The following is a 26,192-nucleotide window of genomic DNA, read 5'->3' on the forward strand; positions in this document are numbered from 1 at the left end:
ATGGCCTGGGCACCGCCAGCAGGTTCAGAGCCTGTCTCTCCATACCGTGAAGGGCACGGAAAACGAGGTGTATCGCTTGCTTTCGGCATGGCGGAGCCCAACTTGAACATGAAGGACGCGCCAGCCGGCTAGAATCGGCCGCTGGCCTGCCCATTTCCGGGCGAAAGCTCGTCTAACAGAACCGCACAACGACCATGAATACCAATCCGCTGCTCGACTTCTCCGGCCTGCCCCGCTTCGATGCGGCGCAGCCCGAACACGTGGCGCCGGCCATCGGCGAACTGCTTGCCCGCTATCAGGCACTGATTGACGACCTGACAGCCCGCCCGGACACCCCGACCTGGGACGCTTTCGCCGCACCGATCACCGACATGGGCGAGCAGGTGAACCGCGCCTGGGGCATCGTCGGCCACCTGCACGGCGTCAATGACGTGCCGGCCTGGCGCGAGGCCTACAACGCCACGCTGCCCGACATCACCCGCTTCTACAGCGCGCTCGGCCAGAATCTCGCACTGTATGCCAAATACAAGGCGCTGCGCGATTCGGCCGAATACGCCACGCTGTCTCCGGCCCGCCAGCGCATCCTCGACAACGAAGTGCGCGATTTCCGCCTGTCCGGCGCCGAGCTGGCCGAAGAGCAGAAGCCGCGCTTCAAGGAAATCCAGGAAGAGCTGGCCGCGCTGTCGGCGAAGTTCAGCGAGAACCTGCTCGACGCCACCAACGCCTTCGCCGAATACGTGGCCGACGAAGCGCTGCTGGCCGGCCTGCCGGAAGACAGCATCGAGGCCGCCCGCGAAGCCGCCCAGCGCGACGAGCGCGACGGCTGGAAGTTCACGCTGCACATGCCCTCCTACCTGCCGGTCATGCAGTACGCCGACAACCGCGAACTGCGTGCCCGCATGTACCGCGCCTACGCCACCCGCGCCTCGGAATTCGGTGAAAAGGAACGCGACAACACGCCGCTGATCGCGCGCATCCTGGCGCTGCGGGTGGAGGAATCGAAGATGCTGGGCTTCGCCAGCTTCGCCGAACTGTCACTGGTGCCCAAGATGGCCGACACGCCGGAACAGGTAATGGACTTCCTGCGCGACCTGGCCAAGCGCGCCCGCCCACACGCCCAGCGCGACCTCGACGAACTGCGCGCATTCGCCCGCAACGAATTCGGCCTCGACGACCTGCAGCCCTGGGACATGGCCTGGGTGTCGGAAAAGCTGCGCGTGCAGCGCTACGACTTTTCGGAACAGGAAGTGAAGCAGTATTTCCCGGAGCACAAGGTGCTGGAAGGCCTGTTCCGCGTGGTCGAAGGGCTTTACGGCGTCACCATCCGGCCGGACACCGCGCCGGTCTGGCACCCGGACGTACGCTTCTTCCGCATCGAGCGCGCCGGCGCGCAGGGCCCGGAACTGGTGGGGCAGTTCTATCTCGACCTCTACGCGCGCGAAACCAAGCGTGGCGGCGCCTGGATGGACGAAGCCATCACCCGCCGCGCAGTCAGCGGCGGCGTGCAGACGCCGGTCGCCTACCTGAACTGCAACTTCCCGTCGCCGATCGGTGAAAAGGATGGCAAACCCCGGCCGGCCACCTTCACCCATGACGACGTGATCACGCTGTTCCATGAAACCGGCCACGGCCTGCACCACCTGCTCACCCGGGTCGAGGACCTGCCGGTGTCCGGCATTCACGGCGTCGAGTGGGACGCGGTCGAACTGCCCAGCCAGTTCATGGAGAACTTCTGCTGGGAGTGGGACGTGCTCACCGGCATGACCGCTCATGTCGACGCCGGCGAACCACTGCCGCGCGCGCTGTACGACAAGATGATCGCCGCGAAGAACTTCCAGAGCGGCATGCAGACGCTGCGCCAGATCGAGTTCTCGCTGTTCGACCTGCGCCTGCACCACGACTTCGTGCCCGGCGGCGACCGCACGCTGCTGCAGCTGCTGGAAGAAGTGCGCGACGAAGTGTCGGTGGTGCGCCCGCCGGAGTGGAACCGCTTCGCCAACAGCTTCAGCCACATCTTCGCCGGCGGCTACGCAGCCGGCTACTACAGCTACAAGTGGGCCGAAGTGCTGTCGGCCGATGCCTTCGAAGCCTTCGAGGAAGCGCGCGGCGCTGCCGGCACCGTGCTCGACACCGCCACCGGACGCCGCTTCTGGGACGAAATCCTGGCGGTGGGCGGCTCGCGCCCGGCGCTTGAATCGTTCAAGGCCTTCCGCGGCCGCGAACCGCGCCCGGATGCGCTGCTGCGCCACAGCGGCATGGCCGAGGCCGCCTGACACGACCTGCACCCGATGACCCGCGGCGGCCCGCGCCGCGGGTCAGCCCGCGTGGGTAGAATCAGGGCTTCACCGAGCGGCCGTCACCGAGGAGAGCACGCATGAAGCTGCACCGACTGATCTGCATCGTGCTAGCCGGCGCCCTGTGCGCAGGCACCGCAATCGCCCAGACCTACAAGTGGAAGGACGCGCAGGGCCGCACCCACTACACCGACACCCCGCCGCCGCCGGACGCGCGCTCGGCCACCGAGAAGAAGCTGCAGCCCAGCGTGGTCGAACAGGGCGCGAGCTACGCCGAGCGCGAAGCGATGAAGAACGCGCCGGTCACCGTGTGGTTCGGCAACGAGTGCGACAAGCTGTGCGAGTCTGCCCAGGCACTGCTGCGCGAGCGCGCCATCGCCTACACCGAACAGCGCATCACCTCCGAAGAACAGAAAGCCGCCCTCGTCGCCCGCTTCAAGGTGAAAGAAGCCCGCGTGCCAGCCATCGCCGCCGGCGCCGACCAGCTCATGGGCTACAGCGCCGACGCCTGGAACCGGCTGCTCGACCGCGCCGGCTATCCGGCCAAAGGCAGCGCCAAGCCGCCCGCGCCCAAGCCTGCGGCGGCCGAGCCGACCGACGGCGCAGCAAAACAGTAACGGAGCCGTCTCTTTTGAAAATCGCCTGCTGGAACGTCAATTCGCTGAAAGTCCGCCTGCCCCACCTCACCGACTGGCTCGCCGCCGAGCAGCCGGACGTGGTGTGCCTGCAGGAAACCAAGACCGAAGACGCCACCTACCCGCGCGCCGAACTTGAAGCCACCGGCTATCACAGCGCCATCAGCGGCCAGAAGACCTACAACGGCGTGGCCATTCTGTCGAAGTCGCCCGCAAGCGACGTGCAGATCGGCATTCCCGGTTTCGAGGACGAACAGAAACGGGTGATCGCCGCCACGGTCGATGGCGTGCGCATCGTGTGCACCTATTTCCCGAACGGGCAGGCGGTCGGCTCGGAGAAGTTCGAATACAAGATGCGCTGGCTGGCCGCCCTCACCGGCTGGCTGCGCGACGAACTCACCCGTCATCCGCAGCTCGCGCTGCTCGGCGACTACAACATCGCGCCCGAAGACCGCGACGCTCACCCGGACTGGAAGGACGACATCCACGTGTCGCCGCAGGAGCGCGCAGCTTTCGCCGACCTGATCGCGCTCGGCCTGACCGACGCCTTCCGGATGTTCGACCAGCCGGAAAAGAGCTGGTCGTGGTGGGACTACCGCGCCGGCGCCTTCCGCCGCAACTTCGGCCTGCGCATCGACCACATCCTGCTGTCCGCCCCGCTGGCCGCGCGCTGCACTGCCTGCACCGTGGACAAGGCCCCGCGCAAGCTGGAACGCCCCTCTGATCACGCCCCGGTCATCGCCACCCTGTCATGAACGGCCACGCCGACGCCCTCACCGCCATCTATCCGCTGCTGTCCGGCCTGTCGCCGGCAGCCCGCGCCCTCATCGAGAAGGAAGGCCGGATGATGGAGGTGCCGGCCGGCACCCACCTGTTCGACGAATACCAGCCCTGCGGCGGCTTCCCCTTCGTGCTCGAAGGTCAGGTCAAGGTGGCGAAGTCATCCGCCAACGGCCGCGAACTGCCGCTGTACCGGGTGCATGCCGGTGAAACCTGCGTCATTTCCAGCGCCTGCCTGCTCGGCCACATCGAATACAACGCGCACGCGGTGGCCGAAACACCGGCCCGGCTGCTGGTGCTGCCCACCGCGCTGTTCGACCGCCTGCTGTCCGAACCCGCCTTCCGCACCTTCGTGTTCAGCCTGTTCGCCGAGCGGGTCGCCGAACTGATGCAGCTGGTCGAAGCCATCGCCTTCCAGCGCCTCGACCAGCGCCTGGCCAGCCTGCTGCTCGGCCACGGCCAAACGCTGCACACCACCCACCAGCAGCTCGCCGACGAACTCGGCAGCGTGCGCGAAATCGTCAGCCGCCTGCTGAAGAGCTTCGCCGAACAGGGGTTGGTGGCACTGGGGCGCAACCAGATCGACATACTGGATCCGGCGGGGCTGCGGGCGCTCGCCGCCGAACGCAAGTAAGGCCGCGACACCCCGCACGACGCCCGCCTCGATCCCCGACATCGAAGTCGGCTTCTTCGACACCCACCAGCACATCATCGCGCCCGGCTTTCTGCTCATCCCGAACCAGGGCTACACGCCGGATTTCTTCACCGTCGACGACTACCTCGCCCGCGCCAGGCCGCTGCGCATCACCGGCGGGGGCGCCGTATCCGGCAGCTTCCAGGGCTTCGACCACACCTGCCTGCTCGACGCACTCACCTGCCTCGGCCCCGGTTTCATCGGCGTGACGCAACTGCCAGCCAATACGCCGGACGACGTCATCCTCGGCCTGGATGCCGAAGGCGTGCGCGCCATGCGATTCAACCTGCAGCGCGGCGGCTCGGAAGACGTGTCGCTGCTCGAACGCATGGCGCTGCGCGTGCATGAACTGTGCGACTGGCATGTCGAGCTCTACGTCGCCAACCGTCATCTCGCCGGCCTGCGTGCCCTGCTCGCGCGCCTGCCGAACGTGTCCATCGATCATCTCGGACTCACCGCTGAAGGCTTCGACGATCTGCTGTGGCTGGTCGAGCGCGGCGTCAAGGTGAAGGCGACGGGTTTCGGGCGGTGTGACTTCGATATTGCAGAGGCGCTGAGCCGGATCGATGCGGTGAATCCGGAGGCGCTGATGTTCGGGACAGATTTGCCGTGTACGCGGGCGCCGAGGGCGTTTGAGCCGGCGGATATCGAAAGGCTAAGCCAGGCAGTTCGGACGGCGGCGTCATTCAGAGCAAACGCCAAGGGCGTCTATTGCACGACCTGAGTGTCTGCCTCGATTTTCAGTGTTTCCGCAAACATGCGGAGCGCTTCATTTCGCACTCACCGAGCTCACAAAAAACGACTTCACCACGTAGTATGGAGTGAAGAAAACGTCGTACAACGGGCACGGGCGTCATGAAATCCGTGACCTGCCTCCTATTTTATTATTCACCTTGCCTGAGCTTCCTACCGAGTCATCGAATCCCACTATTCAAGCGGGCAGTCGCAGCGAAGACCAAGTACGAACAGACCAGCGCATCTGCAACTACCAAGTGCGCTACAGCCTCGGTAAACGAGGACGCTGTGCCGAAGCGGTTCAGCGTCAAGCGAAGAACCTCTGCCCAAGTTCGCAACCAATTTCTCGCGTCGTCATGCGATGCATCCACCCCTATGCGAGCTGTTGCCAGGAAGCTCGCTGCGTCCGCAACCACACACCCGGCCATCGCCTGGCGATCACATTCGAACGTCCACGAAGAATGAACTCGGTACGGGGAGACTGTCGCCTCAACGTCTGAGAACCCGCCCATGATGGACATCGCGTCGAGCTCGATGTCATCGATCGCATCAAGCAGTCCCGCGCCTTCCGTCTTCGCAGCGCAGCCCCCTTTCGCCGCAACTTCCGCGCAATGGCGCAGTCGTGCCGCGAAGTTGCTTCGCTGCTCCGCATTAAGCGCTTTGTAGTCCTCACTCTCTATGAGCGAGAGGGGAAGATCGGTCCAGGCATCGTTGTCCATGTTCGCTCAGTGCCGAGGGGCGATAGGTTCGTTGGCAGCCCGTTCCCACTCCGCGATCTCTGCAGGAAGAGGGTTGCAGTACAAACGAACCCGACGTACCGCATCCCGCAGGGACTGCTGCAACTCCAAGATCGCTGCATAGTGCCCTGCGTCCGGGCCGTTCACACCACCGCTTTGGTACTGCGGAATGCGCTTTGTCGTCAACTTCCAATACCGCGACTGCGCGTCTCGCTTCGCCTTCTCGCACCTCTCCGAGTCATCGGGCTTGCACAGATCACCGATTGCATTTGCGGCGTCCTTGATAGCCCGCCGCCCGGGCTCGGACATCAAGATGATGGCCGCTCCAAGTGCCTCACAACCACCAGCAGCACAAACCCCCGGTATTGCCAGCGGCACGAAGAGCCCACTGGGATCGGTGTACCTGATGGGCTGATTAAGCGCGTAAGCGTAGGTATTCCCCCCGCCTTCAACCCCGATAGGGTCACTGGACAGATACCTCCCGAGCCTCGGCACATAGTACCGATGCCAGTTGTAGTGCAGCCCCGACTCTTCATCAAAGTACTGGCCGGGGAAGCGCAGATACACGTAGGTCTTCTGTCCGTTGCCGTCGGGGTCCTCTTCGGGCAGCGTGTTGCCGTAGCCATCCGACTCCCAGCGCCACACTACGGGACCGGCACGTTCTCTAGCCTGCCGGGGTGTGCCTAGGTGATCAAAGCCATAGTAGAGGACTCGCCCGACCGCGTACCCCGTGTTCGTCGCGTTCGGCACGTACTCGACTTGACCCAGCAGGTTCCCATCCGACCATGCGTAGCTACGAATAGGCACACCCGCCGGTGTCGTCTCCGCGATCAGCCTGTCCTGATCGTCGTAGTGATACACCACCGTCTGGGCGCCCTGAGGGGCGGCCGCCGTCGTCACCTTTCTCGTCCGACGGTGCTTGTGATCGTAGTGGTACGTCGCCCTGAGCTGTCCGCCTCGGCTCACTGTCTTCAGCCGCCCGGCGTCGTCCCACGTGTAGCTGTTCAGCCCGTCGTTCGTGATCTGACCCGCTGCGTCGATCGTCACCGCCGCACCGTTGATCGTCGCGATCCGGTTCGTGTTCGAGGTGTAGGTCGCCGTGGTCGGCGTGCCCGGTGCGCTGGCTCCGTCCGTCGTACGGTTGCCGTTCAGGTCGTAGGCGTGATCCCGATTGCCGCTGTAGCCCGTCTCCGTATCCAGCCGCTGGATCTCGTCATAGGTGTAACCGCGTACTCCACGCGGCGTCGTCTGGGTCTTCAGGTTGCCCAGTTCGTCGTACTCGTAGCTGTCCGCGCGCACCGCGCCGGACAGCACGAGCACCATGCACAGCATCCACGCGTACCTCAGTGCTCGTCTCATGGAGAGGCTCGCTGTCTTACTAGTTGGTCAGCGTCGTCGGTGCATCCGCCGCACCGTAGCTGCCCATGCCTGAGCAGCTTGCCGCTGCCGTGCTGCCGTAATACACCTGCAGTGCCTGTTGCGTCGTGCGCGCCAGCAGCGCCGCCGCATGCCAGCGCTTGCACGCTTCCGTCGGCACAGACTTCCACGCTGTCACCGTATTGCAGACCTGCACCGGATTGTTGTTCCACGCCGCCGTGATCCACACACTGCCGTCAGCGTGTGCCGTCACCGCATTGACCAGCCCGGTGCAGGTCAGCGTGGCCGCATGGACCGAACCCGCCGCCAACAAGGACAGCCCTATCGCAGCTGCCCAATTCTTGATGCGAAGCTTCATGCTTTTGTCCTCTCCCTGAATGTGCTTACTGCAACAGATCGTCGATCAACTGACTCGGTGGAACCCCGATAAAGAGTAGTCGCATCGAAGTTTCGAAACGCGCTTTGAATGGGGGATACGGCTCAAACCGCATGCCCGCCCAATAGATTCCTACCGGCAGGTCGGTTGATGTGCGTACCGTGTAAGTGCCGCCGCTGTCGACGCGAGTCTCGCCGAGCTTGGTTTCGGGCGTACATGGCGCAGACGGCCATTTGCAGATCATCAGAACTCCACGCACTTCTGCAGGGCTTATCGTGACCTGCACCTCAATAGACTCTCCTCGCCGCGCGTATGCCTGTGTCCATTCGAATGACCACAGTGTGCCCGGCGATGCCAGCCGACCATCGATGAGCAGACCATCTTCATTGAACTCTCGCGATACGCCGACAGAGCCGGCCCCCTGCCCTGCAGCCATGCGAGAGGATGTCAGCGTGCCCGTCGCGTCATAGGAGAGGTCTGTTGCAATCGCGCTGACCGGCTGCCCTGCTCGTGTCATGCGCAACCATTTCATGTGTCCGATCTCATCTCGCCCCGAGTAAAACTGGAAACTGGTTGGATCCACCCACGAGAGCACCTGACCCGACAGATCCCGCACATACTGCGTGACATGCGTCTGCCCGGCTTCCAGGCGCGTGGCTGACACCAGGTAACCCTTGTCGTTGTAGCTGTAGGTCGTGCTGCCTGCGCCATCACTCACCGCGCACAGCCGCCCAACGCCGTGACTGCATCCGGCTGAGGTGTCCCAGGTATAGGTGACCGTCTCGCTCACGGCACCACCCGCCGAAGGCCGATAGCTCACGGTGAGCGGCCGGTTCAGCGCATCCCAGGTGTAGCCCGTCACCCGACCCATCCCGTCGGTGCGCTGGGTGACGTTGCCTGCCGCGTCATGCGTGTAGCTGAGGGTGCCCCGGTCCGGGCTGATCTCCTGCGTGGTGTCACCCAGACCACTGACCATGAATTGCGTGCTGGCGCCGTTCGGTGCCGTCAGCGACTTCAGCTGGTCCTGCCCGTCGTACTGCGCCTGGGTGACACCGCGCACCGGTTGCTGCGCGTCGTCGATCTGCCGCAGCCTGCCCAGCGCATCCCACTGGTAGTCCGTCTCGCGGTTCTTGGGGTCGATGAGCTTGTTCAGTCGGTTCATCGCGTCGTGACGCTGTTCGGTCACGTTGCCAGCCGCGTCCCGGCGCTTCCACGGACGGCCCAGCAGGTCGTACTCGGTGCGCTGCTGGCGGGCGAGTTGATTGCCTGCGTCGGTGACGTCGACCTGCGTCACGTTGCCCGCGGCGTCCAGCGTGTAGTGCGTGCGGTTGCCCAGTGCGTCGGTCACGTCGGTGAGCCGGTGCGCGTCGTCCCAGGTGTAGTCGTCGTAGCGGCCATCCGGCAGCGTCTGCCGCTGCAGCAGTCCGGTGGGGTAGTAGCTCCAGCTCGTCGTCGCCCCGGCCGTGGTGCGGCTGGTCAGCCACCCTCTCGGGTGCCAGGTCTGAGTGGTGAGCACACCGTTCGGGTCGGTCATCGACAGCAGTCGCCCCGCCGCGTCGTACTGGGTGAAGGACCACACCTGCCCCAGAGCGTTGGTGAGCGTCTTGAGGTCGCCCTTCGTCCAGTTCGCCGTGGTGTCCGGGTAGTACTCGTAGGTGGTCACATCGGCCACGTCGGTGCGCGGACCGTTGGCTGTGAGCATCTGGCCGTGGCGGTTCCAGGTGTAGGTCCAGATGCGCGGCGCGCCATTGGCCGTTGCACCGAAGCCCGCGCCACCTGTGGTGTCCGTCGTCGCCTGTTCCACCTGCTTGCACAGCACGGCGATCGGGACCGTGTCATACACGTACGCATCACTCGGCGCGCAACTGGCGATGGCGCCACCCGCAGTGGGATCCGGCCTGCCGTGATACACCCAGGTAGTGATCTTGTTCGGCTGCGCCTCGCGCACCTTCAGGTCCCACAGAGGATGCCACTCGGTGCTCGTCTTGCGTTGGGATGCAAGCGGCGAATAGGTGGAAAGAGATGTCGGACAAGACGTAGATGAAGAAAGGCCAGAAAGCCTCACCAATTCAACATTCCGATTGGGAGCCACCTCAACACAAGTCTTTGCCCCAGCGAAGTCGGCCCAACTGATAGCATTCGCACGTTCGTCATAGCGCTTTGACGAGACCGCTGCTGCACATCCGGGGCCACCCGGCTGGCTCACCGTACCAAGTCGAGCGCGTCCGACTTTCGACGAAAAACTATAACTGCGTGCTGTAAGCAAGGCGTCTGTGACGGTCGCGCCAAGAACTTCCTGAGCCGCATTCAGCGAATAGGCGATTTGAGTAGCGGACACTCCCCCTGCCAGAACCTCGCCGATTGCTCGGCCAGCGCTGTCGTACATGTAAGAAACGAATCGACTGCCGTTCTCATCAGTGATTCCAGTCATCGTACCCGGAAGGTGAATTCCAGATGTCTGCAAACTCTCGTTGTAGTGATAGCGCTTCACAGATTGATCGGGAGACTTCACCTCAACCAACTGATCGGATTCGTCGTAAATAAATCGGATTGCGAGACTCGACTCAGAATCCGTAATTTTCACAACCCGGCCAGCCGCGTCATAACCGAAGAATCGTCGACGTCCGTTCTGATCGAAAACAATTAGCAACCTACCGGCCGGTAGCACAAGAGCCGTTTGAACGCCATTCTCATCGAGAATAAAGCCTCCGGTACCTGACGCAGCACCATCGGTGCCGTCGCTATACAAAACACTCGTCACTCCGCCGTCACGCAGCGATACCCTTTGCAACCGCCCCTGGCCATCGTAGGTCTCCAATACGCTTTCGGCTCGATCCCAGTAACGCCAACCTGTCGTCACACCGTTGGAATCCTTTATCTCAGCGAGAGTGTCAGAGACATCTGCCTCACCATACCAACCTAGTCCGCTGAATCTAAAATGTAGGACTTGCCCCGTAGGCCTCACAACCCATACCGACGGAGATGAAGCCGTCGAGCGCTTCAGTCTCGCGGAATAGCGATGACTCCATCCGCGGCCGAACGGTTGTTGTCCTCCAGAACTGGAGATCAGTTCAGTAAACTGGTCAGAACGATTCACGCTGTTGTAGTACCGCGTAAGACTCAGCGCACCATCAAAATCAATCTCCGCCAAGAACTTGTTGCCAGCAGCAAAGTTGATTGGAAACTCTGTCGAGGTCCCGCACAGCGGAAAGCCTGCCTCCTTGGATTTACGAGCAGAGAGAGCGAGAGGACTGGGAACTCCACATGAATAGCCCTCATCACCGATTACTTCACCTGAAGGACATGACGGGCGAGCCCAAATCGTGAAGAGCTTGCACGTCTCCAACGAATCCCCCCAGTAGCTCGGGATATGCCAACCATAAGGCGCCAAATCTGGTCCAGGGCAGCCAACGTGGATCTGCATTTTCGCCCACCACCCGGTACCGTATTGGTCAGAAACGAACGTGGGATGGCCCGGAACCAGATCGTCGTATTTCACTGCGACAGCGACATCGGAGTACGAAAAGAAAATGATCCTAATCAGCAAAATCTGCGCACTGACGAACAGTCCTTTGATCATGTCTTATCCGTAACTGTCTGAATCAAGATCAGAGTAGCGTCTAATAAAAACAACCCTTTGTGCATAAAATCATCCATTTGTATGACATAAACATTGAGCACTATGCAATGTAACCTGGGTCACTGAGCCCGCCCCGCCGTCGCAGCACCATGTGCCCACAGATCACTTCAAGGGAGAACATTCATGAAAAGCAATGTGGGCGGCATCGACAAGATCCTGCGCATCGTCGTCGGCCTCGCGCTGATCGCCATGGCGGCGACCGGCACCATCGGGGTGTGGGGCTATCTGGGTGTGGTGCCGCTGTTGACCGGGCTGTTCAACTTCTGCCCGGCCTATCCGCTGCTGGGCATCAGCACCTGCGGCATCAAGAAAGACGCCTGAAGCGACGCTTCAGACGTGCGCGCTGCAGCGGCTCAGTCGCGCGCCGCGCAGTGGTTGGCGATGCGCACGTAGTCGGCGACTTCGAGCGTTTCGCCGCGGCGTGAGGGGTCGATGCCCAGCGACTCCCAGTCGGCGACGTCGAGGTGTTCGCGCAGGGTGTTGCGCAGCGTCTTGCGGCGCTGGCCGAAGGCGGCCTTGACGATCGCGGACATCAGCAACGGATCGCGCGCGGTGAGCTGTTCGACCGGGCGCGGCTTCAGATGGACGATGGCCGACATCACCTTGGGCGCCGGCCTGAACGCACCGGGCGGCACGTCGAACAGGTGGGCGCACTCGAAGCGGTACTGCAGCATGACCGACAGCCGGCCGTACTCGTCGGTATCGGGCGCGGCGACGATGCGGTCCACCACTTCCTTCTGCAGCATGAAGGTCATGTCGCGGATGCGCTCTGCGTGCTCCGCGAGGTGAAACAGCAGCGGGCTGGAAATGTTGTACGGCAGGTTGCCGATCACCCGCAGGTCGGGGCCGAGCGTGCCGAAGTCGAACTTCAGCGCGTCGGTTTCGTGAATTTCCAGCTTGGGCGCCAGATCGCCTTCGCGCAGCCGCTGCGCGAGGTCGCGGTCGATCTCGACCACATGCAGGCGGTCGAGTTTTTCGCTGACCGGCCGGGTCATCGCGCCCAGACCGGGGCCGATTTCCACGATCACCTGATCCGGCTTCGGATCGATGGCGGCGACGATCTTGCGGATGATGTTGCCATCGACCAGGAAGTTCTGGCCGAAGCGCTTGCGTGCGCGGTGACCTTCCATGTCAGTGCGTCCGGCGCGCGTGCGCCATCGAAATCGCGGCTTCGACCGCCTCGATCAGGCTGCCGGTGTCGGCACGGCCGGTGCCGGCCAGGTCGAGCGCGGTGCCGTGATCGACCGAGGTGCGGATCAGCGGCAGACCCAGCGTGATGTTGATGCCGTGGCCGAAGGTGGCGTACTTGAGCACCGGCAGGCCCTGGTCGTGGAACATGGCGAGCACCGCATCGGCGCCGTCGAGGTGGCGCGGTACGAACAGCGTGTCCGCCGGTAGCGGGCCTTCGAGGTCGAGGCCGTCGGCACGCAGCGCGTCGAGCACCGGCGCGATCACGTCCAGTTCTTCCCGCCCCATGTGGCCGCCTTCGCCGGCGTGCGGATTCAGGCCGGCCACCACGATGTGCGGCCGGGCAATGCCGAAATGGGCGCGCAGGTCGTGGTCGAGTATGCGCAGCGTGCGCGCCAGCGATTCGCGGTTGATGGCGGCCGGCACCGCGGACAGCGGCAGATGGGTGGTGGCCAGCGCCACGCGCAGCCAGGGCCCATCGGTCGTCGTCCGGGCGTCTGCACCGGTGCGCCCGGCCAGCATCATCACCACCTGTGGCGTGCCGGTGGTGTCGGCGAGATATTCGGTGTGGCCGGTGAAGGCAATGCCGGCGTCGTTGATCACGCCCTTGTGAAGCGGTGCGGTGACCATGGCGGAAAATTCACCGCGCATGCAGCCGTCGCGCGCGCGGTCCAGCAGGGCCAGCACGTAGCGCGCGTTGGCCGGATCGAGCCGGCCGGCGACCGCAGGTGCTGCAAGCGGCACGTGCAGCACTTCGAGGCCGTCCGCCGATGCGGTGTCCGGCTGCGAGGCGTCGTAAGGACGCAGTTCGAGTTCAATGCCGCAGACGCGGGCACGCTCGGCGATCAGGCCGGCATCGCCGATCAGCACCAGCCGGGCGTCGAACCGGCGGCCGGCCAGCGCGGCGCACAGTTCCGGGCCGATGCCGGCCGGCTCTCCGGTGGTGAGGGCGATGCGCGGACGGCTCACCGTTCGTCGTTCAGCCGGATTTCGACATAGGCGCGGTCGCGCAGCTGGCGCACCCAGTCCTGATACACCTCTTCCGCCTTGCGCTCGCGCAGCGCCATACGGGCGGCGGCACGCTGGCGTTCGGTCGACACGTCTTCGACCCGGCGCTCGGTCACCTGGATCAGGTGCCAGCCAAACGGGGACTGCACCGGTTCGCTCACCTGACCCGGCTGCAGCGCGTTCATCACCTTCTCGAATTCGGGCACGGTATCGCCCGGATACAGCCAGCCCAGATCGCCGCCCTTGGCAGCCGACAGATCCTGCGAATTGGAGCGGGCCAGTTCCTCGAAACTGCCTCCGTTGTCCAGACGCTCCTTCAGCGAAGTGAGCCGGCGACGCGCTTCGGCGTCGCTCAGCACTTCGGAGGTTTTGATCAGGATGTGGCGGGCGCGGGTCTGGCTGACGCGGCCATCTCCACCGCCCACGCCGCCGCGCTTGTCCACCACCTTCATGATGTGGAAGCCGGCCGGGCTGCGCATAATGTCGCTCACCTCGCCCACCTTGAGCTTGGGCAGCATGTCGGCGAACAGCTGGGGCATGCGGTCGGCTGGGCGCCAGCCCAGGCTGCCACCGGACAGCGCGTCCTGCGCCTCGGAATACGAAGCGGCCACGCGGGCGAAATCCTCGCCGCGCTTGATCGCATCGAGCGCCGCATCAGCGCGGGCCTTGAGCCGCATCAGCGTTTCCGGGCTGGCGCCTTCCGGCACCCGCAGCAGGATGTGGGAAATGTTGTATTCCTCGGGCTGTTCGGCCTTGCGCTGCGGACTGGCGAGGTAGTTGTCGATTTCGCCTTCGGTCACCACGACCCGGCTTTCGACCTCGCGGTCGCGCAGACGGCTCAGGATGATTTCCTTGCGGATGTCGTCACGGAAACGCGACCACGAAATGCCGTCGCGTTCGACCGCAGAGCGCAGCTGGGTCGCATTCATGTTGTTGCTTTCGGCGATGCGGCCCAGTGCGGCTTCAAGCATGCGGTCGTCCACCCGCATCTGCGTCTCTTCCGCGTGCTGCAGCTGGACCTTCTCGTAGATCATGCGCTCGAGCACCTGGCGCTCGAAATCCTCGATCGGCGGCGGCGTGACATTGCGGCCGCGCAGCTGGGCCACCGCCTGCTCGGTGCGCGAGCGCAGTTCGTACAGCGTGATCGCGTCGCTGTTGACCACCGCAACAATGCGATCGACCTCGACCACGTCGCTGGGCGCGTTGCGGTTGGCCTGAGCATAGACGCCGCCGGCAGACAACAGCGCGCAGGCGCTCAGCAGCAGGGCGAGAAACCGTGTGTTCAGCATGGGGGCGTTCCGTCGGAAATCTGGGCGGTCAGTAGTCGCCGCCGAAGATCGGGTCGGCAGTGCTCTGGTTGATCTGGCCATAACCCGGGATGCTGCGCTTGAGCGCGTCCAGCGGGTTGGAACCGATGCGGGAAAAGTCGTTCAGCTCGAGCTGGAAGAACAGCGCGGTGCGGGTGCGCAAGACGTTGGTCGCGATGCGCTGGAACACGAAACGGCCGACCCAGCAGCCGCCGTTGTACTCAAAACCGGCCAGACCTTCGACCAGCCGGCGGTCGGCGATCGAATAGTTGTGGCGGGCCAGCGCATACCAGCGGTTGGTCAGCGGCCACTGCACCGACAGGTCGAGATCGCGCACCTCGTCTGCGGTCACGCCAGCGCGGCGGAAGCGGTAGGAGGTATTGAATACCTGCGCCTCGCGCGGATTCCAGCGCGCGGTGATGCTGTAGCGCTCGGTCTGCGAAAGGTCGGTGTTGTACTGGACAGCGGCATCGATCCAGGTCTTGTCCATCAGCTCGCCGGACACCGCGGCCAGCGTGCTGGCGATATTGCCGGTGCGCGGCGTGCCGCCGGGCAGCACCACGTTCTGGTCAGCGAAGTAAAAACGCTGGCCCAGCGCAAGGCGGGCGCGTTCGGCACCGGTCTGCGGATCGATGAAACGCGAAATCGCGGCTGCGGTCACCTGATTGCTGTCGGCGATGCGGTCCTGACCGACGTACACGTTCTCCGAGAAGATCTGAGCGAAGTTGAAGTCGGCCAGCGCGCTGTCGAACACCGGGAAACGGTTCTGGTTCTTGTAGCTCGACAGCACGTAATACATGCGCGGCTCGAAGGTCTGGATGTAGCCCTGGCCGAACAGATCGGAATCGCGTTCGAACACCGTGCCGGCGTCCAGGCTGAAGATCGGTATAGAGCGCGACAGCGAGGTCGGCAGACCGGCGTTGCTGGTGCCGCGATCGATCTGGTAATTGGTCAGATGCACGCCGAATTTCGGCGTCACGAAGAAGTACGGATTGCGCATCGGCAGCGACAGCTGCGGATACAGCACCGCGCGACGACCCTGGTCGCGGCGAACGTCATCGATCGCGAAATCGGTGTAGTTCGCCATCGTGCTGAACACCAGACCGCCCGGCAGATCCGATTTCAGCGCACTGAAGGTGACCGACGGCATCTGGCGATAGATTTCCGGCCGGTTGGCCAGCGCCTGGTACTCGGTCGCCTTGGCATTCACCCGCCACCAGTCGCCGTTGTAGGTCAGCGTGCCCTCCCGCGGCAGATAGCTGAGCGAGGTGATGGCCAGGCGGGAACCCAGATCGGTGTAGTAGTCGCGATCGGATACCGAATTGATGTTCAGCGTGCCGCTCAGCCGCTCGTTCAGCTGGTGTTCGTGCTGGAAGCTGAAGGCATAGCGGTTGCGGTTGGCGATGCTGTCGCTGGGCAGATAATCCAGCCGCAGCTTGCCGGCGTAGTCTTCCTGCAGATAGCGGAATTCGTTGCTGAGCATCAGGCCGCGCGTACCGAGGAAGCGCAGACCGATGGTGGCGTCCATGTTCGGCGCGATATTCCAGTAGTACGGCATCAGGAAGTCGATACCGGTACGGTTGGTCACGCCGAAGGTGGGTGTCAGGAAACCGGACTTGCGCCGGTTGTTCAGCGAAAAATCCAGCCAGGGCGAGTACAGCACTGGCACGCCCTTGAACACGATTTTGCCGTTGCGTCCTTCACCGACCTCGGAATCGAAATCGAGGTTCAGCGTATCGACCTGGGCATACCAGTCCGGGCTGTCCGGGCTGCAGGTCGAATACGTGGCCTTGTCCATGCGCACCCGGCTGTCGCTCAGGAATTCCATCTGCTCGGCTTCGCCGCGACCGGTGGTGGTACGCAGGTTTTCGCCAGTCTGCAGATTGCGCCGTATCGTGTAACGCGGCTTCTCGAATACGCCCTCACCCCGCTCCAGCCGGTAGCGCAGCGACGGTCCTTCGACCACGTCCTCGCCGCGCACCAGGCGCACATTGCCGTCGGCCTGCAGTTCGTCGGTCGGCGGTGCATAGGTGATGGTGTCGGCGGTGAGCGAAGTACCGGGCCGGCGCAGCTCGGCCGCACCGACCGCTCGCATGACTTCGTCGGTGGTGCCGTCGAGCTGGTCCGCGGCAATCAGCGTGGCGCGCGATTCCGGGTGCTTCTCTACATATTCGGACAGCGTGATCGCACCGCGCAGCATGCGGCTTTCGTCGTCCTCGGGCACGGCGGGTGGCAGCGCGCCGGTATCTGCGGCAGCGGCATTGCCGGCGAGCTGGGTCACCACCGCCCCGGCGGGCAGTTCGGACGGTGAGCGGCGACGCGCCACCGGCGGCGTGCCGAGCAGCGCGCGGTCCACCTTCAGCGGCTGCATGTTGCGCGCGGTCGTCACGTTGCGATAGGCCACCGGTTCGTCGACCGACGCGGGCCCGCCCTGGGCAGCGATCGCTGCACCGGCCGCACGCGAAGGCGGATTGCGCACCAGCGAACGATCGACCTTGAGCGGCGGCATGTTGCGCGCCGTCATGCTGTCGGCAATCGGCGTACGTCCGGCACGGCCTTCGTCCGGCACCCGGACCGGCGCTGCGGCAGCGGGCGCCGCCGCCGCAGGGGCAGTCTTGGCCGGCTGAGGGGCGGCGACGGCAGCCGGAGCGGCTGCAGGCGCAGCTGCCGGGGTTTCGCCGGGCGCCGCCACCGGGAAGGTTTCGGCGGTCTGCGGAGCGGACTGCGCGGACGCAGACCCCTGATTCTGATCCGGGGCCTGTTCGGCCGTCTTGCCGGTCGCGGCAGGCTTGGCAGCGCCCTGCTTTGCCTCAGGCTGTTTCGCCGGGCGCTGCGACGGCGGCAGCAGACCGGGATCGACCTTGAGCGACGGCAAGGCGTCGGCCGCCTGCGCGGTGCAGGACATCCAGGCGAGGGAAAGAATGACGGAACGCCGGAGCACGGATGAAAGGGCTGGAAGCGGGCTGATCGCGGGTTGCACACCGGCCTTCGTCCGGCGCCGACAGGTCGGCGGTCCGTGCGCGGCCGCGTTATAGAATCGCGCATCTTATCAAACGGCACCCGCATCCCGGCCGGCGACGGCAACTATTTGCAAGCGGGTGCCCCGGAAATGACCATGACCCAAGACCTGCGCCTCGACGCACTCACCGCCTGGCTGCACGCGCAGTTCCCGGGCCAGACCCTGGACATCCGCCCGGCTTCGGCCGACGCGAGCTTCCGCCGCTACTTCCGCGTCACGCTGCCGGACGGCCGCACCCATATCGCGATGGACGCCCCGCCGCCACAGGAAGACTGCCGCCCCTTCGTCGCGGTACAGGCCCTGTTCGAGGCGGCCGGCGCCCACGTGCCGGCGCTGCGTGCGCAGGATGTCGAACAGGGCTTCCTGCTGCTGTCCGACCTGGGCAGCACCACCTATCTGCAGGTGCTGGATGCCGAAAACGCCCCAGCGCTGTACTTCGACGCCACTACCGCGCTGATTTCAATGCAGAAAGCCAGCCGCCCGGGCGTGCTGCCGGAGTACGACCGCGACCGCCTGCTGGCGGAAATGGAACTGTTCCCGGTGTGGTACGTGGGCCGCCACCTGAAGGCCGAACTGAGCGAGGCGGAAACCACTGCGCTGTACGAGGTGTTCGACCGCATTCTGGACGTGAACCTGGGCGAGCCGCAGGTGTTCGTGCACCGCGACTACCACAGCCGCAATCTGATGGTGACCGCGCCCAACCCCGGCGTGATCGACTTCCAGGACGCGGTGTATGGCCCGATCAGCTACGACCTGGTCAGCCTGTTCAAGGACGCCTACATCGACTGGGACGAGGAACAGGTGCTGGACTGGCTGATCCGCTACTGGCAGGACGCCAAGCGCGCCGGCCTGCCGGTGCGCGAGGACTTCGCCGATTTCCACCGCGACTACGAATTCATGGGCGCCCAGCGCCACCTGAAAGTGCTCGGCATCTTCGCGCGCCTCTGCCATCGCGATGGCAAGGACGGCTATCTGAAGGACATGCCGCGGGTCATGAACTACCTGCGCACCACCGCAATGCGCTACCGCGACCTCGCACCGCTGGCAAAACTGCTGAACCGCCTGGAAGGCATCACGCCGCAGGCCGGCTACACCTTCTGACCGCGGCCTGCACCCGATGAAAGCGATGATCCTCGCCGCCGGCCGGGGCGAGCGCATGCGTCCGCTGACCGACCACCTGCCCAAGCCGCTGCTGGCGGTGGGCGGCAGACCGCTCATCGTGTGGCACATCGATGCGCTGCGTGCCGCCGGCATCACCGACCTGGTGATCAACCACGCCCACCTTGGTTACCGACTGGTCGAGGCGCTGGGTGACGGGTCCGCACTCGGCGTGCGCATCGCGTGGTCGGCCGAGCCGGAAGGTGCGCTCGAAACCGCCGGCGGCATCGCGCACGCCCGTCACCTGCTCGGTGAGGCGCCCTTCATCGTGGTCAATGGCGACATCTGGTGCGACGCCGATTTCGGCGCGTTCGCCACCGCTGCTGCCACGCTGTCAGCCAATGGCGACCTTGCCCGGCTGCTGCTGGTGGACAACCCGCCGCACAACCCGGCCGGAGATTTCGTGCTGCGCGACGGCCGGGTGCATGACGAGGCTGATGGCCGGCTCACTTTTTCCGGCATCGGTGCCTATCACCCCGCCCTGTTCGATGGCCTCGACCCGGACGCCCCGGCGAAGCTGGCGCCACGGCTGCGCACGGCGATGCGCGAAGGGCGCGTATCCGGGGCACACCACGGCGGCCACTGGCACGATGTCGGCACGCCACAGCGGCTGGCGGAGGTCGACGCGCTGGTGCGCGGCGAACGCTGAACCGCCTCAGGCAGGCGCCAGCGGCAACCGCAGCTCGACCCGCAGGCCACCGCCCTCGGCTTCGCCAAGCGCGATCTGCCCCCCCAGGTATTCCACCACCTCTCGCACAATGGCCAGTCCGAGGCCGGACCCGCTGCCGGCCGAACCCGGAATGCGGAAATACGGTTCGAACACCCGCTCGCGCAGATCTTCCGGAATGCCGGGGCCGGCATCGCTCACTACCAGCCGCGCCTGATCTCCGTCACGCCCCAGTTCCAGCCGTATCGCGGTGCCGGCCGGCGCATAGCGTTGCGCGTTGTCGATCAGATTGCCCACCATGCTCGACAGGCTGTTGGCGTCACCGATCACGGTCAGCGGCTCTTCGTCCGCCTGCAGCGCGAGCGCATGACCGCTGGCCTCGCACGACAGGTGACGTTGGGCCACCGCATCGCGCACCACCTCGCGCAGCGACAGCGGAATGTCCTGCGCGCCCCGGCCGGCCCGGCTGTGCGCCAGCATCTGTTCGGTCAGATGAACGGTGCGGGCCACCCCTTCGAGCAGGCTGTCCAGCGACTTGTTCAGCCTGGCCGGATCTTCGGCGCGGCGCGCGTTCTGTGCGTGGATGCGCAGCGCGGCCAGCGGCGTGCGCAGTTCATGCGCGGCGGCGTCGATGAAGCGGCGCTCGCGCGCCAGCGCATCGCGCACCCGGCCGAACAGCGCATTGAGCGCACTGAGCACCGGTGCGATTTCCGCCGGCACCCGCGACAGCGTGAGTGGCTGGTCATCGCGCGGCGAGCGACCGGCGATGCGCTCGGCCATCTCCGACAGCGGCGCCAGTCCGTAGCCGATCAGCAGGCCGTTGAGCAGCAGCAGCACGAACAGGCCGATCAGGAGCGGTGCGCCTGTGGCCCAGCCCAGCTTGGCCGACAGTTCCTCGCGCGCATCGACCCGCTCGCCCACCTGTATCCAGACATCGCCCGAATGCAGCACGAATACCCGCCACAGGCTGCCCGCAAGATCATGGTCGCTGAAGCCGGCGCGCATCGGCGCCATCGGTATCGCCGGTGCCGACGACGAACGGGCAAGCAGGCGGAAACCATCGCTGCCGAAGGTTTCGTAGTCGGTCCATATCTGATACGCGATATGGGTTTCGTACTCGTGGCCCAGCGGGGTTTCGATGTCGTGGTGACCGAACAGCCAGTCCTGCAGCACCGCCGACCATGACAGCTGCTGCGGACTGCCCAGCTGACGATCGCGCTCGCCGGCTTCAAGCTCCAGCGGCACCGGCAGCGACATGACCAGCGGCGTATTGATGGTGGCGTGCTCGACCTGGCGCGCCATCAGGCTTTCCAGCACCCGAGCCGAGGTGGCGAGGCGGGCGTCAAACAGCTCGTCCGCCTCGTCCTGGCCTGCGCGTACTGCCAGCAACGCCGAAGTACCAAGCACGCACAACAGGATGAAGGCACTGCCGGCCAGCAACAGCACCCGCAAGGGCACGCCCTGCAGCGCGCGCATCAGCCCTGCCGCGCCACGGGCAGCGGGTCGATCACGTAACCGACGCCGCGCACGGTACGGATGAGCTCCGGATAGAACTTCTTGCGCAGATTGTGGATGTGCACGTCCAGCGCATTGCTTTCCAGTTCGCTGTCCCAGCCATAGATGTTCTCGACCAGCTGCTGCCGGCTCATCACGTGGCCGATGTTCTCCAGCAGCCGGCGCAGCACCATGAATTCGCGGCGCTGCAGTTCGACCGGGCGTTCGTCGTGGCTCACCGTGAGACCGGAGGTGTCGAGCGCAATCGTGCCGTAACGGATGAGGTTGGACACCGAGCCCCGGGTGCGCCGCTCAAGCACGCGCAAGCGGGCCAGCAGCTCGTCGAGGTCGAAGGGCTTGACCAGATAGTCGTCGGCACCGGCGTCCAGACCGCCGATGCGCTGGGCGGTGGTGTCGCGCGCACTGAGCACCAGCACCGGCGTCACCACACCGGCCTCGCGCGCGCGACGCAGCACGTCCATGCCGTCCAGCCGCGGCAGGCCGAGGTCGAGCACCGCGATGTCCACGCCGCCGCCGCGCAGCGCGGTCAGCGCCTGCATGCCGTCGCGCACCCATTCCACCGTATAGCGGGCACGCTCAAGCGCATCGAGTATGCCGGCCCCCAGCAGTTCGTCGTCTTCGACCAGCAGTACCTTCATCGGTCGGTTTATGTCGTAACGGAATGCCGTCATTCTGACTCCGACCGGGAACAATTGCATCGGCAGGGCGTGTTCACCTGCAGTTTCAGGGGCAGGCGCACGGGTTTACTTCAACTTCTCGCGCACCTTCACCAGCAGCGCCTCGATTTCCTTGCGCCGGCCTTCGTCGGCCAGCGGACGGGTCGGGCGGGCCGGTGCCTGCAGTGCAGCTTCCAGCGACACGCGCGCCTTCTCGTACTCGCCATTGCGGTACAGGAAATCACCCATGAAGAAATTGCTGTCTATTCCCTTGGGGTTGATCGCCAGCGCCTTGTTCAGCAGTTCGCGCGCCTTGTCCTTGTCGCCGAAGCCGATCGGCCAGCCCGGCACCTGGTAGTAGAGCGAGCCCAGACTGGTGTAGGCCGACCCTTCCAGCGCATTCGGATTCTTGGCCAGCGCCTTTTCCAGCGCCGCCCGGGCTTCCTTGGCCAGTGACAGCGCACCCAGACCGCCCTTGGCGCCGGCGTGGCTGGCCACGATGATGGCGTACCAGATGTCGGCTTCGGCACGATCCGGGAATTCGGTCCGCACCGCAGCCGCGTCCTTGCTCAGATGCTCGAAGGCCTGTTCCTGCTTGTCCGCCGGCTGGCGGTACTTGATCTGTTCCCACTCGGACTGCAGCCGGGCCACCGATTCGTCTACGCCGGCAAAGGCGGGGGCGATGAGCAGTGCGGCGAACAGGGCGCACGAGGCGCGGAGGAATGCATTCACGGTTTGACTCCTTGTTGTGCGTGACGGCGGATGACGGGAAGCTGCTTCGCGAGGCTGGAATCGACCAGCGCGGGCAGCATGCGGTTGATGCGGACGAACAGCTTTTCCGGCCAGCCCAAGTGGCGCTCGGCGCGCGGGCCGTCAAGCAGCTTCAGCAGCTCGGCGGCGACCGATTCCGGCGTATCGCTGGCCACGCCCAGTTCGCTGTTCAGCGCGTTCTGGGCATCGCTGTTCAGCGCAGTGCGGGTGGCGCGCGGCGCCAGGTACTGCAGCTGCACCCGGCTGCCGGCCAGTTCGCGGCGCAGCGCTTCGGTGAAGCCGCGCAACGCGAACTTGCTGGCGCAGTAGGCGACACTGCCCGGGTGGCCGATGTCGCCAAGAATGGAGCCGACATTGACCACCCGCGCCCGGGTCTGGCGGTGCAGCTGCGGCAGCAGCGCGCGGGTGAGCAGCATCGGTGCGAGCAGATTGGTCTGCACGATGCGTTCGATCTGCGCGTCCGACTGGTCCTCGAACCAGGCCAGTTCGCTGACGCCTGCGTTGTTCACCAGCAGATTCGGCCCGCCGGGCAACGCTTCGGCGGCCTGTACGATGGCTTCGCGGCCGGCCGCGGTATTCAGGTCGGCGGTCACGGTGCGGATCTGCACATCGGGCGCCTTGCGCACCAGTTCGTCGGCCAGCGTGGCCAGCCGGGCAGCATCGCGCCCGACCAGCAGCAGCGCGCTGGCGCGGCCGGCCAGCGCACTGGCAATGGCACGACCGATGCCACCGGCCGCGCCGGTGATGACTGCACGCAAGCCGCTCTTCATGCCGCGAGCGCCTGGTCGCTGGCCGGCAGCGCGCGGAACAGGTCGCCGTACAGGCGGTACATGACGCGCGCCACGTGAATCACCGCAAGCCTGTCCTCCTCGTCTTCCAGGCCGTCCATCAGCGTGGCGAAGAACAGCACATGGTCCTGGTCCAGGCTGCCGTGCGAATTGAGATAGCTGAAAGCCGCCGGCGGCAGGTGCAGGGTCTGCGCGATGCGCTCGGCGGCGGCGGTAGCGATCTGCACGCTGGTGCCTTCGAGCACATGCACCATGCCGAAGAAGCCGACCGGATTCTTGCGCGCGATCCAGTCGTAGGCGTAGGACACCATCAGTTCGGCTTCGACGCCCGGTGCGGAGCGGCGTGCGGTTTCGCGATCACCGCCGCAGGCGGCGATGTCGTCGAGTATCCACTCCTCGTGGCCGATCTCCTCCTCGATGTATTCGGCCACCGCACGGCGCAGCGACTCGTGGGTGGCCGGCAGCCGCGCGCCGCAGGCCATCAGCAGCGGCACGGTGTGCCGCACATGGTGGAAGGCCTGTTCGAGAAAGGCGCGGTACTGGGTCAGCGTGACGCGACCGGACAGGGCGTCCTGGATGATGGGCGCGGACAGCAGGTGGGCACGTTCGGCAGCGGTTTCGCGCTGCAGGCGTTCATGAAACGACATGTTCGGGGACTCCTGAGGCATGTGCGTACAGCACGGCGAGCCGGTCGCCGTAGAAAGACCACACCGCGTCACGGCGTACGCGGCCGTTGTCGGTCGCCAGACCGTTTGCGGGTGAGAAGGGAGCGTCGGCGCGCAGGCGGATGCCGATGCGCGCGTAGTCGGGCAGGCGGACGTTGGCCGCGTCGACCGCGGCATCCAGCGCTTCGTCGCTGATGTCGCCGCGCGGCACGATGACCGCCGACAGCGCCGGCTGCGCCTCGCCGAACACCACCACCTGGGCGATTTCGGGCGCGGCCAGCAGTTCGGCTTCAGGCCATTCCGGCGACACGTTGCGGCCGAAGCTGGTGATGATCTGGTGCTTGAGCCGGCCGGTCACATGCAACCGGCCTTCGGCATCGAGATGACCGATGTCGCCGGTCGGGAAAGGTGCATCCGGCAACGCCGGCGTGCCGAGATAGCCCGGCAGGCGCGGGCCATCAACCAGGATTTCGCCACGGGCCGACAGCGACACCTTCAGATGGGGCAGCACACGGCCGACCGCGCCCGGCGCATCGTCCGGCAGATTGAGCGCCACCACCGAACCGGCTTCCGACAGGCCATAGCCTTCGCAGGCCGGAATGCCCAGCGCGCGGGCACGGGTGATCAGGTCGGGCGACACCCGGGCGCCGCCGACCGCGACCAGCTTCAGGCCGCGCGGCGCCGGCAGGCCGGCATCGACCGCCGCCACCAGCGCGGTGAGCATCTGCGGCAGCAGGATGAGACTGTCCGGCTGCCAGCGTTCGATCGCCGCCAGCGCCACCCGCACATCGAAATGGCTGGAGCCGGTCAGGCCGACTTCTGCCAGCGGCGGCACGATGCACTGGGCGCCAGCCAGCCAGGCGGTATCGGCACCGGCCACATTTTCGAGCAGCACCGCCAGCGGAAGCATGCACAGATGGCGTCGTATGCCCAGATCGCGGGCGATGCCGGCCAGCGAGCCGCTGACCGCAGCCAGCTGGTCGGCGCTGAGGCACACGCCCTTGGGCTGGCCGGTGGTACCGGAGGTGAAGGTGATCTTGGCGGTGGCCGGCGGCAGCACCCGAGCCGGCCGCGGGGCACCGCGGAACAGCGTGAGTCGGCCCGAACTGAGCAGGCTGTCCTCGTCGCGCCCGAGGCGGTGGGCCCGCAGCGGGTCATCGGTCATCAACAGGCTGACTCCGGCGGCATCGAGCGCGTGCCGGCACTGGTCGTCGGTGAAGAAGGTGGGCAGCGGCAGCAGCACCGCACCGATCTGACGCACCGCGCGATCGGCGATCAGCCAGTCCTTGCCGTTATCGGCCAGCAGCGCGATCACGTCGCCGGCACAGGCGCCCTGTCCGATGCAGTCACGCATGCGTTCTGCCAGTGCATCGACCCGCCCCAGCACCGCACCGGCATCGAACCCGCCTTGCGGGCCGATCAGCGACGGCAGCCCGTTGTGGTCGTTCATGCTGCCTCCACCCCCACGGTATGCAGGCCGCTGGCAATGCGTCCGACCATCACGGTCGGCGTATTGCGGTAATAGCTGCCCCAGGATGCTTCGCCATCGCGCAAGCGGGCCGGGTCGGCCGGTGCCACCGAAAAGATGGGAATGCCCAGCCGGACGAAGGAATTCGCCAGCGCCCGGGTGGCGGTGAACACCACGTAATCGAGGCCGCGCGCATACAGGTGGCGGGTGGCCAGCGCGATCAGCGCCCGGCCCATGCCGGCGGAGGTGGCGGCCATATTGCCGACCTCGGCCAGCGCGCCACGCGCCACCGGTTCGCGCAGCACCTGCGACAGCGCCTGTTCGAGCGACTGGTCCAGATACTGTTCGACGAACACTTCCGGCCGCGAGGCTGGCAGCGAATAGCCGAGCGCAGCCTGCCACTCGCCGTCCGGCCCGCGCACCCCCAGAAGGGTGTCGGCGAAACGGGAAATCACCGCGCCATAGCTGCGCAGGAAGCAGCCGGCGATATAGCGTTCGATCGACGCCCGCGCCGGATGGCCGTGGCCGATCACTTCCAGTTCTGGGGCGCTGTCTTCGACCCGGACACCGATCACGCAGGCCTGCAGCGCAGAGGCGCTGCCGGCAACGGCGTGGCGGGGGGTCAGTGCAATCAGTGCGGCGGTATGCGGCATCGGATGCCTCCTTGTCGATGGAGGCATGCTCGATGGAGAAGATTAAGCGGGACTTAAGCCG

Annotated in this window: 23 protein-coding genes; 8 read left to right on the forward strand and 15 right to left on the reverse strand. The window is 65.4% G+C overall.

What is annotated here, in order from left to right; genetic code table 11:
- Positions 1-194 precede the first annotated feature (194 nt).
- From METUNV2_RS0115345 to METUNV2_RS0115365, 5 genes are all read left to right on the forward strand, one after another.
- Positions 195-2,273, forward strand: coding sequence for a M3 family metallopeptidase (locus tag METUNV2_RS0115345; RefSeq protein WP_018230358.1), 2,079 nt, complete (start codon positions 195-197; stop codon positions 2,271-2,273).
- A gap of 101 nt (positions 2,274-2,374) precedes the next feature.
- A complete protein-coding gene (locus tag METUNV2_RS0115350; RefSeq protein ID WP_018230359.1) occupies positions 2,375-2,911 on the forward strand; it encodes a DUF4124 domain-containing protein in 537 nt (178 codons plus the stop codon).
- 14 nt (positions 2,912-2,925) lie between these two features.
- A complete protein-coding gene (gene xth / locus METUNV2_RS0115355; protein WP_018230360.1) occupies positions 2,926-3,684 on the forward strand; it encodes an exodeoxyribonuclease III in 759 nt (252 codons plus the stop codon).
- Entirely contained in the window at positions 3,681-4,343 is a 663-nt protein-coding gene (locus METUNV2_RS0115360; RefSeq protein ID WP_018230361.1) for a Crp/Fnr family transcriptional regulator, read from the forward strand. Before xth ends, METUNV2_RS0115360 begins: the two co-directional genes overlap by 4 nt.
- Before the next feature lie 40 nt (positions 4,344-4,383).
- Entirely contained in the window at positions 4,384-5,127 is a 744-nt protein-coding gene (locus METUNV2_RS0115365; protein WP_051081939.1) for an amidohydrolase family protein, read from the forward strand.
- A 190-nt stretch (positions 5,128-5,317) separates the two neighbouring features.
- Here METUNV2_RS0115365 and METUNV2_RS0115370 read toward each other — a convergent pair whose 3' ends face one another.
- The 4 genes from METUNV2_RS0115370 to METUNV2_RS19700 are packed head-to-tail and all read right to left on the reverse strand — an operon-like array spanning position 5,318 to position 11,208.
- On the reverse strand, positions 5,318-5,857 hold the full coding sequence (locus tag METUNV2_RS0115370) for a hypothetical protein (protein WP_018230363.1): 540 nt from the start codon (positions 5,855-5,857) through the stop codon (positions 5,318-5,320).
- A 6-nt stretch (positions 5,858-5,863) separates the two neighbouring features.
- The gene (locus METUNV2_RS19220) at positions 5,864-7,198 is read right to left on the reverse strand and encodes an RHS repeat-associated core domain-containing protein (RefSeq protein WP_232415686.1); all 1,335 of its coding nucleotides are present in this window, start codon (positions 7,196-7,198) and stop codon (positions 5,864-5,866) included.
- A 55-nt stretch (positions 7,199-7,253) separates the two neighbouring features.
- Positions 7,254-7,610, reverse strand: a complete 357-nt coding sequence (locus METUNV2_RS0115380) for a hypothetical protein (RefSeq protein ID WP_051081940.1) — start codon at positions 7,608-7,610, stop codon at positions 7,254-7,256.
- 25 nt (positions 7,611-7,635) lie between these two features.
- Positions 7,636-11,208 carry an RHS repeat domain-containing protein gene (locus METUNV2_RS19700; protein WP_081618552.1) on the reverse strand — a complete coding sequence of 1,191 codons (3,573 nt, stop codon included), beginning with the start codon at positions 11,206-11,208 and terminating at the stop codon, positions 7,636-7,638.
- Positions 11,209-11,391: 183 nt separating this feature from the next.
- Here METUNV2_RS19700 and METUNV2_RS0115390 point away from each other — a divergent pair, with 183 nt between their 5' ends.
- Complete coding sequence (locus tag METUNV2_RS0115390) at positions 11,392-11,589, forward strand: YgaP family membrane protein (protein WP_018230366.1); 198 nt, start codon at positions 11,392-11,394, stop codon at positions 11,587-11,589.
- A gap of 32 nt (positions 11,590-11,621) precedes the next feature.
- Here the strand turns inward: METUNV2_RS0115390 and rsmA are convergent, their stop codons facing one another.
- From rsmA to METUNV2_RS0115410, 4 genes are read right to left on the reverse strand one after another with little or no spacing between them, the layout of a single operon-like run.
- Positions 11,622-12,398: a 16S rRNA (adenine(1518)-N(6)/adenine(1519)-N(6))-dimethyltransferase RsmA gene (rsmA, locus tag METUNV2_RS0115395; protein WP_018230367.1), complete on the reverse strand. Its 777-nt coding sequence runs from the start codon at positions 12,396-12,398 to the stop codon at positions 11,622-11,624.
- 1 nt (position 12,399) lies between these two features.
- Positions 12,400-13,425, reverse strand: coding sequence for a 4-hydroxythreonine-4-phosphate dehydrogenase PdxA (gene pdxA, locus METUNV2_RS0115400; RefSeq protein WP_018230368.1), 1,026 nt, complete (start codon positions 13,423-13,425; stop codon positions 12,400-12,402).
- The gene (locus METUNV2_RS0115405) at positions 13,422-14,753 is read right to left on the reverse strand and encodes a peptidylprolyl isomerase (RefSeq protein WP_018230369.1); all 1,332 of its coding nucleotides are present in this window, start codon (positions 14,751-14,753) and stop codon (positions 13,422-13,424) included. The genes pdxA and METUNV2_RS0115405 overlap by 4 nt, the downstream gene beginning before the upstream one ends.
- Before the next feature lie 28 nt (positions 14,754-14,781).
- Positions 14,782-17,712 carry an LPS-assembly protein LptD gene (locus METUNV2_RS0115410; protein ID WP_232415687.1) on the reverse strand — a complete coding sequence of 977 codons (2,931 nt, stop codon included), beginning with the start codon at positions 17,710-17,712 and terminating at the stop codon, positions 14,782-14,784.
- A 174-nt stretch (positions 17,713-17,886) separates the two neighbouring features.
- Between METUNV2_RS0115410 and METUNV2_RS0115415 the strand changes: the two genes are divergently transcribed.
- Both METUNV2_RS0115415 and murU read left to right on the forward strand, forming a co-directional pair.
- The gene (locus METUNV2_RS0115415) at positions 17,887-18,891 is read left to right on the forward strand and encodes an aminoglycoside phosphotransferase family protein (protein WP_026188210.1); all 1,005 of its coding nucleotides are present in this window, start codon (positions 17,887-17,889) and stop codon (positions 18,889-18,891) included.
- Positions 18,892-18,916: 25 nt separating this feature from the next.
- Positions 18,917-19,597: an N-acetylmuramate alpha-1-phosphate uridylyltransferase MurU gene (gene murU / locus METUNV2_RS0115420; protein ID WP_018230372.1), complete on the forward strand. Its 681-nt coding sequence runs from the start codon at positions 18,917-18,919 to the stop codon at positions 19,595-19,597.
- 6 nt (positions 19,598-19,603) lie between these two features.
- Here murU and METUNV2_RS0115425 read toward each other — a convergent pair whose 3' ends face one another.
- The 7 genes from METUNV2_RS0115425 to METUNV2_RS19230 form a co-directional block, all read right to left on the reverse strand.
- Entirely contained in the window at positions 19,604-21,091 is a 1,488-nt protein-coding gene (locus METUNV2_RS0115425) for an ATP-binding protein (protein ID WP_018230373.1), read from the reverse strand.
- Positions 21,091-21,768 carry a response regulator gene (locus METUNV2_RS0115430; protein WP_018230374.1) on the reverse strand — a complete coding sequence of 226 codons (678 nt, stop codon included), beginning with the start codon at positions 21,766-21,768 and terminating at the stop codon, positions 21,091-21,093. The genes METUNV2_RS0115425 and METUNV2_RS0115430 overlap by 1 nt, the downstream gene beginning before the upstream one ends.
- Positions 21,769-21,873: 105 nt before the next feature.
- A complete protein-coding gene (locus METUNV2_RS0115435) occupies positions 21,874-22,518 on the reverse strand; it encodes a tetratricopeptide repeat protein (protein ID WP_018230375.1) in 645 nt (214 codons plus the stop codon).
- Positions 22,515-23,327 carry an SDR family oxidoreductase gene (locus METUNV2_RS0115440; protein WP_018230376.1) on the reverse strand — a complete coding sequence of 271 codons (813 nt, stop codon included), beginning with the start codon at positions 23,325-23,327 and terminating at the stop codon, positions 22,515-22,517. Before METUNV2_RS0115440 ends, METUNV2_RS0115435 begins: the two co-directional genes overlap by 4 nt.
- Entirely contained in the window at positions 23,324-23,992 is a 669-nt protein-coding gene (locus METUNV2_RS0115445) for a TenA family transcriptional regulator (protein WP_018230377.1), read from the reverse strand. The genes METUNV2_RS0115440 and METUNV2_RS0115445 overlap by 4 nt, the downstream gene beginning before the upstream one ends.
- On the reverse strand, positions 23,979-25,460 hold the full coding sequence (locus tag METUNV2_RS0115450) for an AMP-binding protein (RefSeq protein ID WP_018230378.1): 1,482 nt from the start codon (positions 25,458-25,460) through the stop codon (positions 23,979-23,981). The genes METUNV2_RS0115445 and METUNV2_RS0115450 overlap by 14 nt, the downstream gene beginning before the upstream one ends.
- The gene (locus tag METUNV2_RS19230; RefSeq protein ID WP_018230379.1) at positions 25,457-26,131 is read right to left on the reverse strand and encodes a thermostable hemolysin; all 675 of its coding nucleotides are present in this window, start codon (positions 26,129-26,131) and stop codon (positions 25,457-25,459) included. Before METUNV2_RS19230 ends, METUNV2_RS0115450 begins: the two co-directional genes overlap by 4 nt.
- Between the last annotated feature and the right edge of the window lie 61 nt (positions 26,132-26,192).

The organism is Methyloversatilis universalis EHg5 (assembly GCF_000378945.1).
GTDB classification, from domain to species: domain Bacteria; phylum Pseudomonadota; class Gammaproteobacteria; order Burkholderiales; family Rhodocyclaceae; genus Methyloversatilis; species Methyloversatilis universalis_A.

Bases quoted from the DNA above. Each gene is read 5' to 3' on its own strand.
- METUNV2_RS0115405 (WP_018230369.1), bottom strand. From the start codon at position 14,753: ATGCTGAACACACGGTTTCTCGCCCTGCTGCTGAGCGCCTGCGCGCTG.
- METUNV2_RS0115345 (WP_018230358.1), top strand. From the start codon at position 195: ATGAATACCAATCCGCTGCTCGACTTCTCCGGCCTGCCCCGCTTCGAT.
- METUNV2_RS19700 (WP_081618552.1), bottom strand. From the start codon at position 11,208: ATGATCAAAGGACTGTTCGTCAGTGCGCAGATTTTGCTGATTAGGATC.
- METUNV2_RS0115425 (WP_018230373.1), bottom strand. From the start codon at position 21,091: ATGCGCGCGCTGCAGGGCGTGCCCTTGCGGGTGCTGTTGCTGGCCGGC.
- METUNV2_RS0115415 (WP_026188210.1), top strand. From the start codon at position 17,887: ATGACCCAAGACCTGCGCCTCGACGCACTCACCGCCTGGCTGCACGCG.
- METUNV2_RS0115430 (WP_018230374.1), bottom strand. From the start codon at position 21,768: ATGAAGGTACTGCTGGTCGAAGACGACGAACTGCTGGGGGCCGGCATA.
- METUNV2_RS0115350 (WP_018230359.1), top strand. From the start codon at position 2,375: ATGAAGCTGCACCGACTGATCTGCATCGTGCTAGCCGGCGCCCTGTGC.
- METUNV2_RS0115370 (WP_018230363.1), bottom strand. From the start codon at position 5,857: ATGGACAACGATGCCTGGACCGATCTTCCCCTCTCGCTCATAGAGAGT.
- rsmA (WP_018230367.1), bottom strand. From the start codon at position 12,398: ATGGAAGGTCACCGCGCACGCAAGCGCTTCGGCCAGAACTTCCTGGTC.
- murU (WP_018230372.1), top strand. From the start codon at position 18,917: ATGATCCTCGCCGCCGGCCGGGGCGAGCGCATGCGTCCGCTGACCGAC.
- METUNV2_RS19220 (WP_232415686.1), bottom strand. From the start codon at position 7,198: ATGGTGCTCGTGCTGTCCGGCGCGGTGCGCGCGGACAGCTACGAGTAC.
- METUNV2_RS19230 (WP_018230379.1), bottom strand. From the start codon at position 26,131: ATGCCGCATACCGCCGCACTGATTGCACTGACCCCCCGCCACGCCGTT.
- METUNV2_RS0115450 (WP_018230378.1), bottom strand. From the start codon at position 25,460: ATGAACGACCACAACGGGCTGCCGTCGCTGATCGGCCCGCAAGGCGGG.
- METUNV2_RS0115360 (WP_018230361.1), top strand. From the start codon at position 3,681: ATGAACGGCCACGCCGACGCCCTCACCGCCATCTATCCGCTGCTGTCC.
- METUNV2_RS0115445 (WP_018230377.1), bottom strand. From the start codon at position 23,992: ATGTCGTTTCATGAACGCCTGCAGCGCGAAACCGCTGCCGAACGTGCC.
- METUNV2_RS0115440 (WP_018230376.1), bottom strand. From the start codon at position 23,327: ATGAAGAGCGGCTTGCGTGCAGTCATCACCGGCGCGGCCGGTGGCATC.
- METUNV2_RS0115390 (WP_018230366.1), top strand. From the start codon at position 11,392: ATGAAAAGCAATGTGGGCGGCATCGACAAGATCCTGCGCATCGTCGTC.
- METUNV2_RS0115380 (WP_051081940.1), bottom strand. From the start codon at position 7,610: ATGAAGCTTCGCATCAAGAATTGGGCAGCTGCGATAGGGCTGTCCTTG.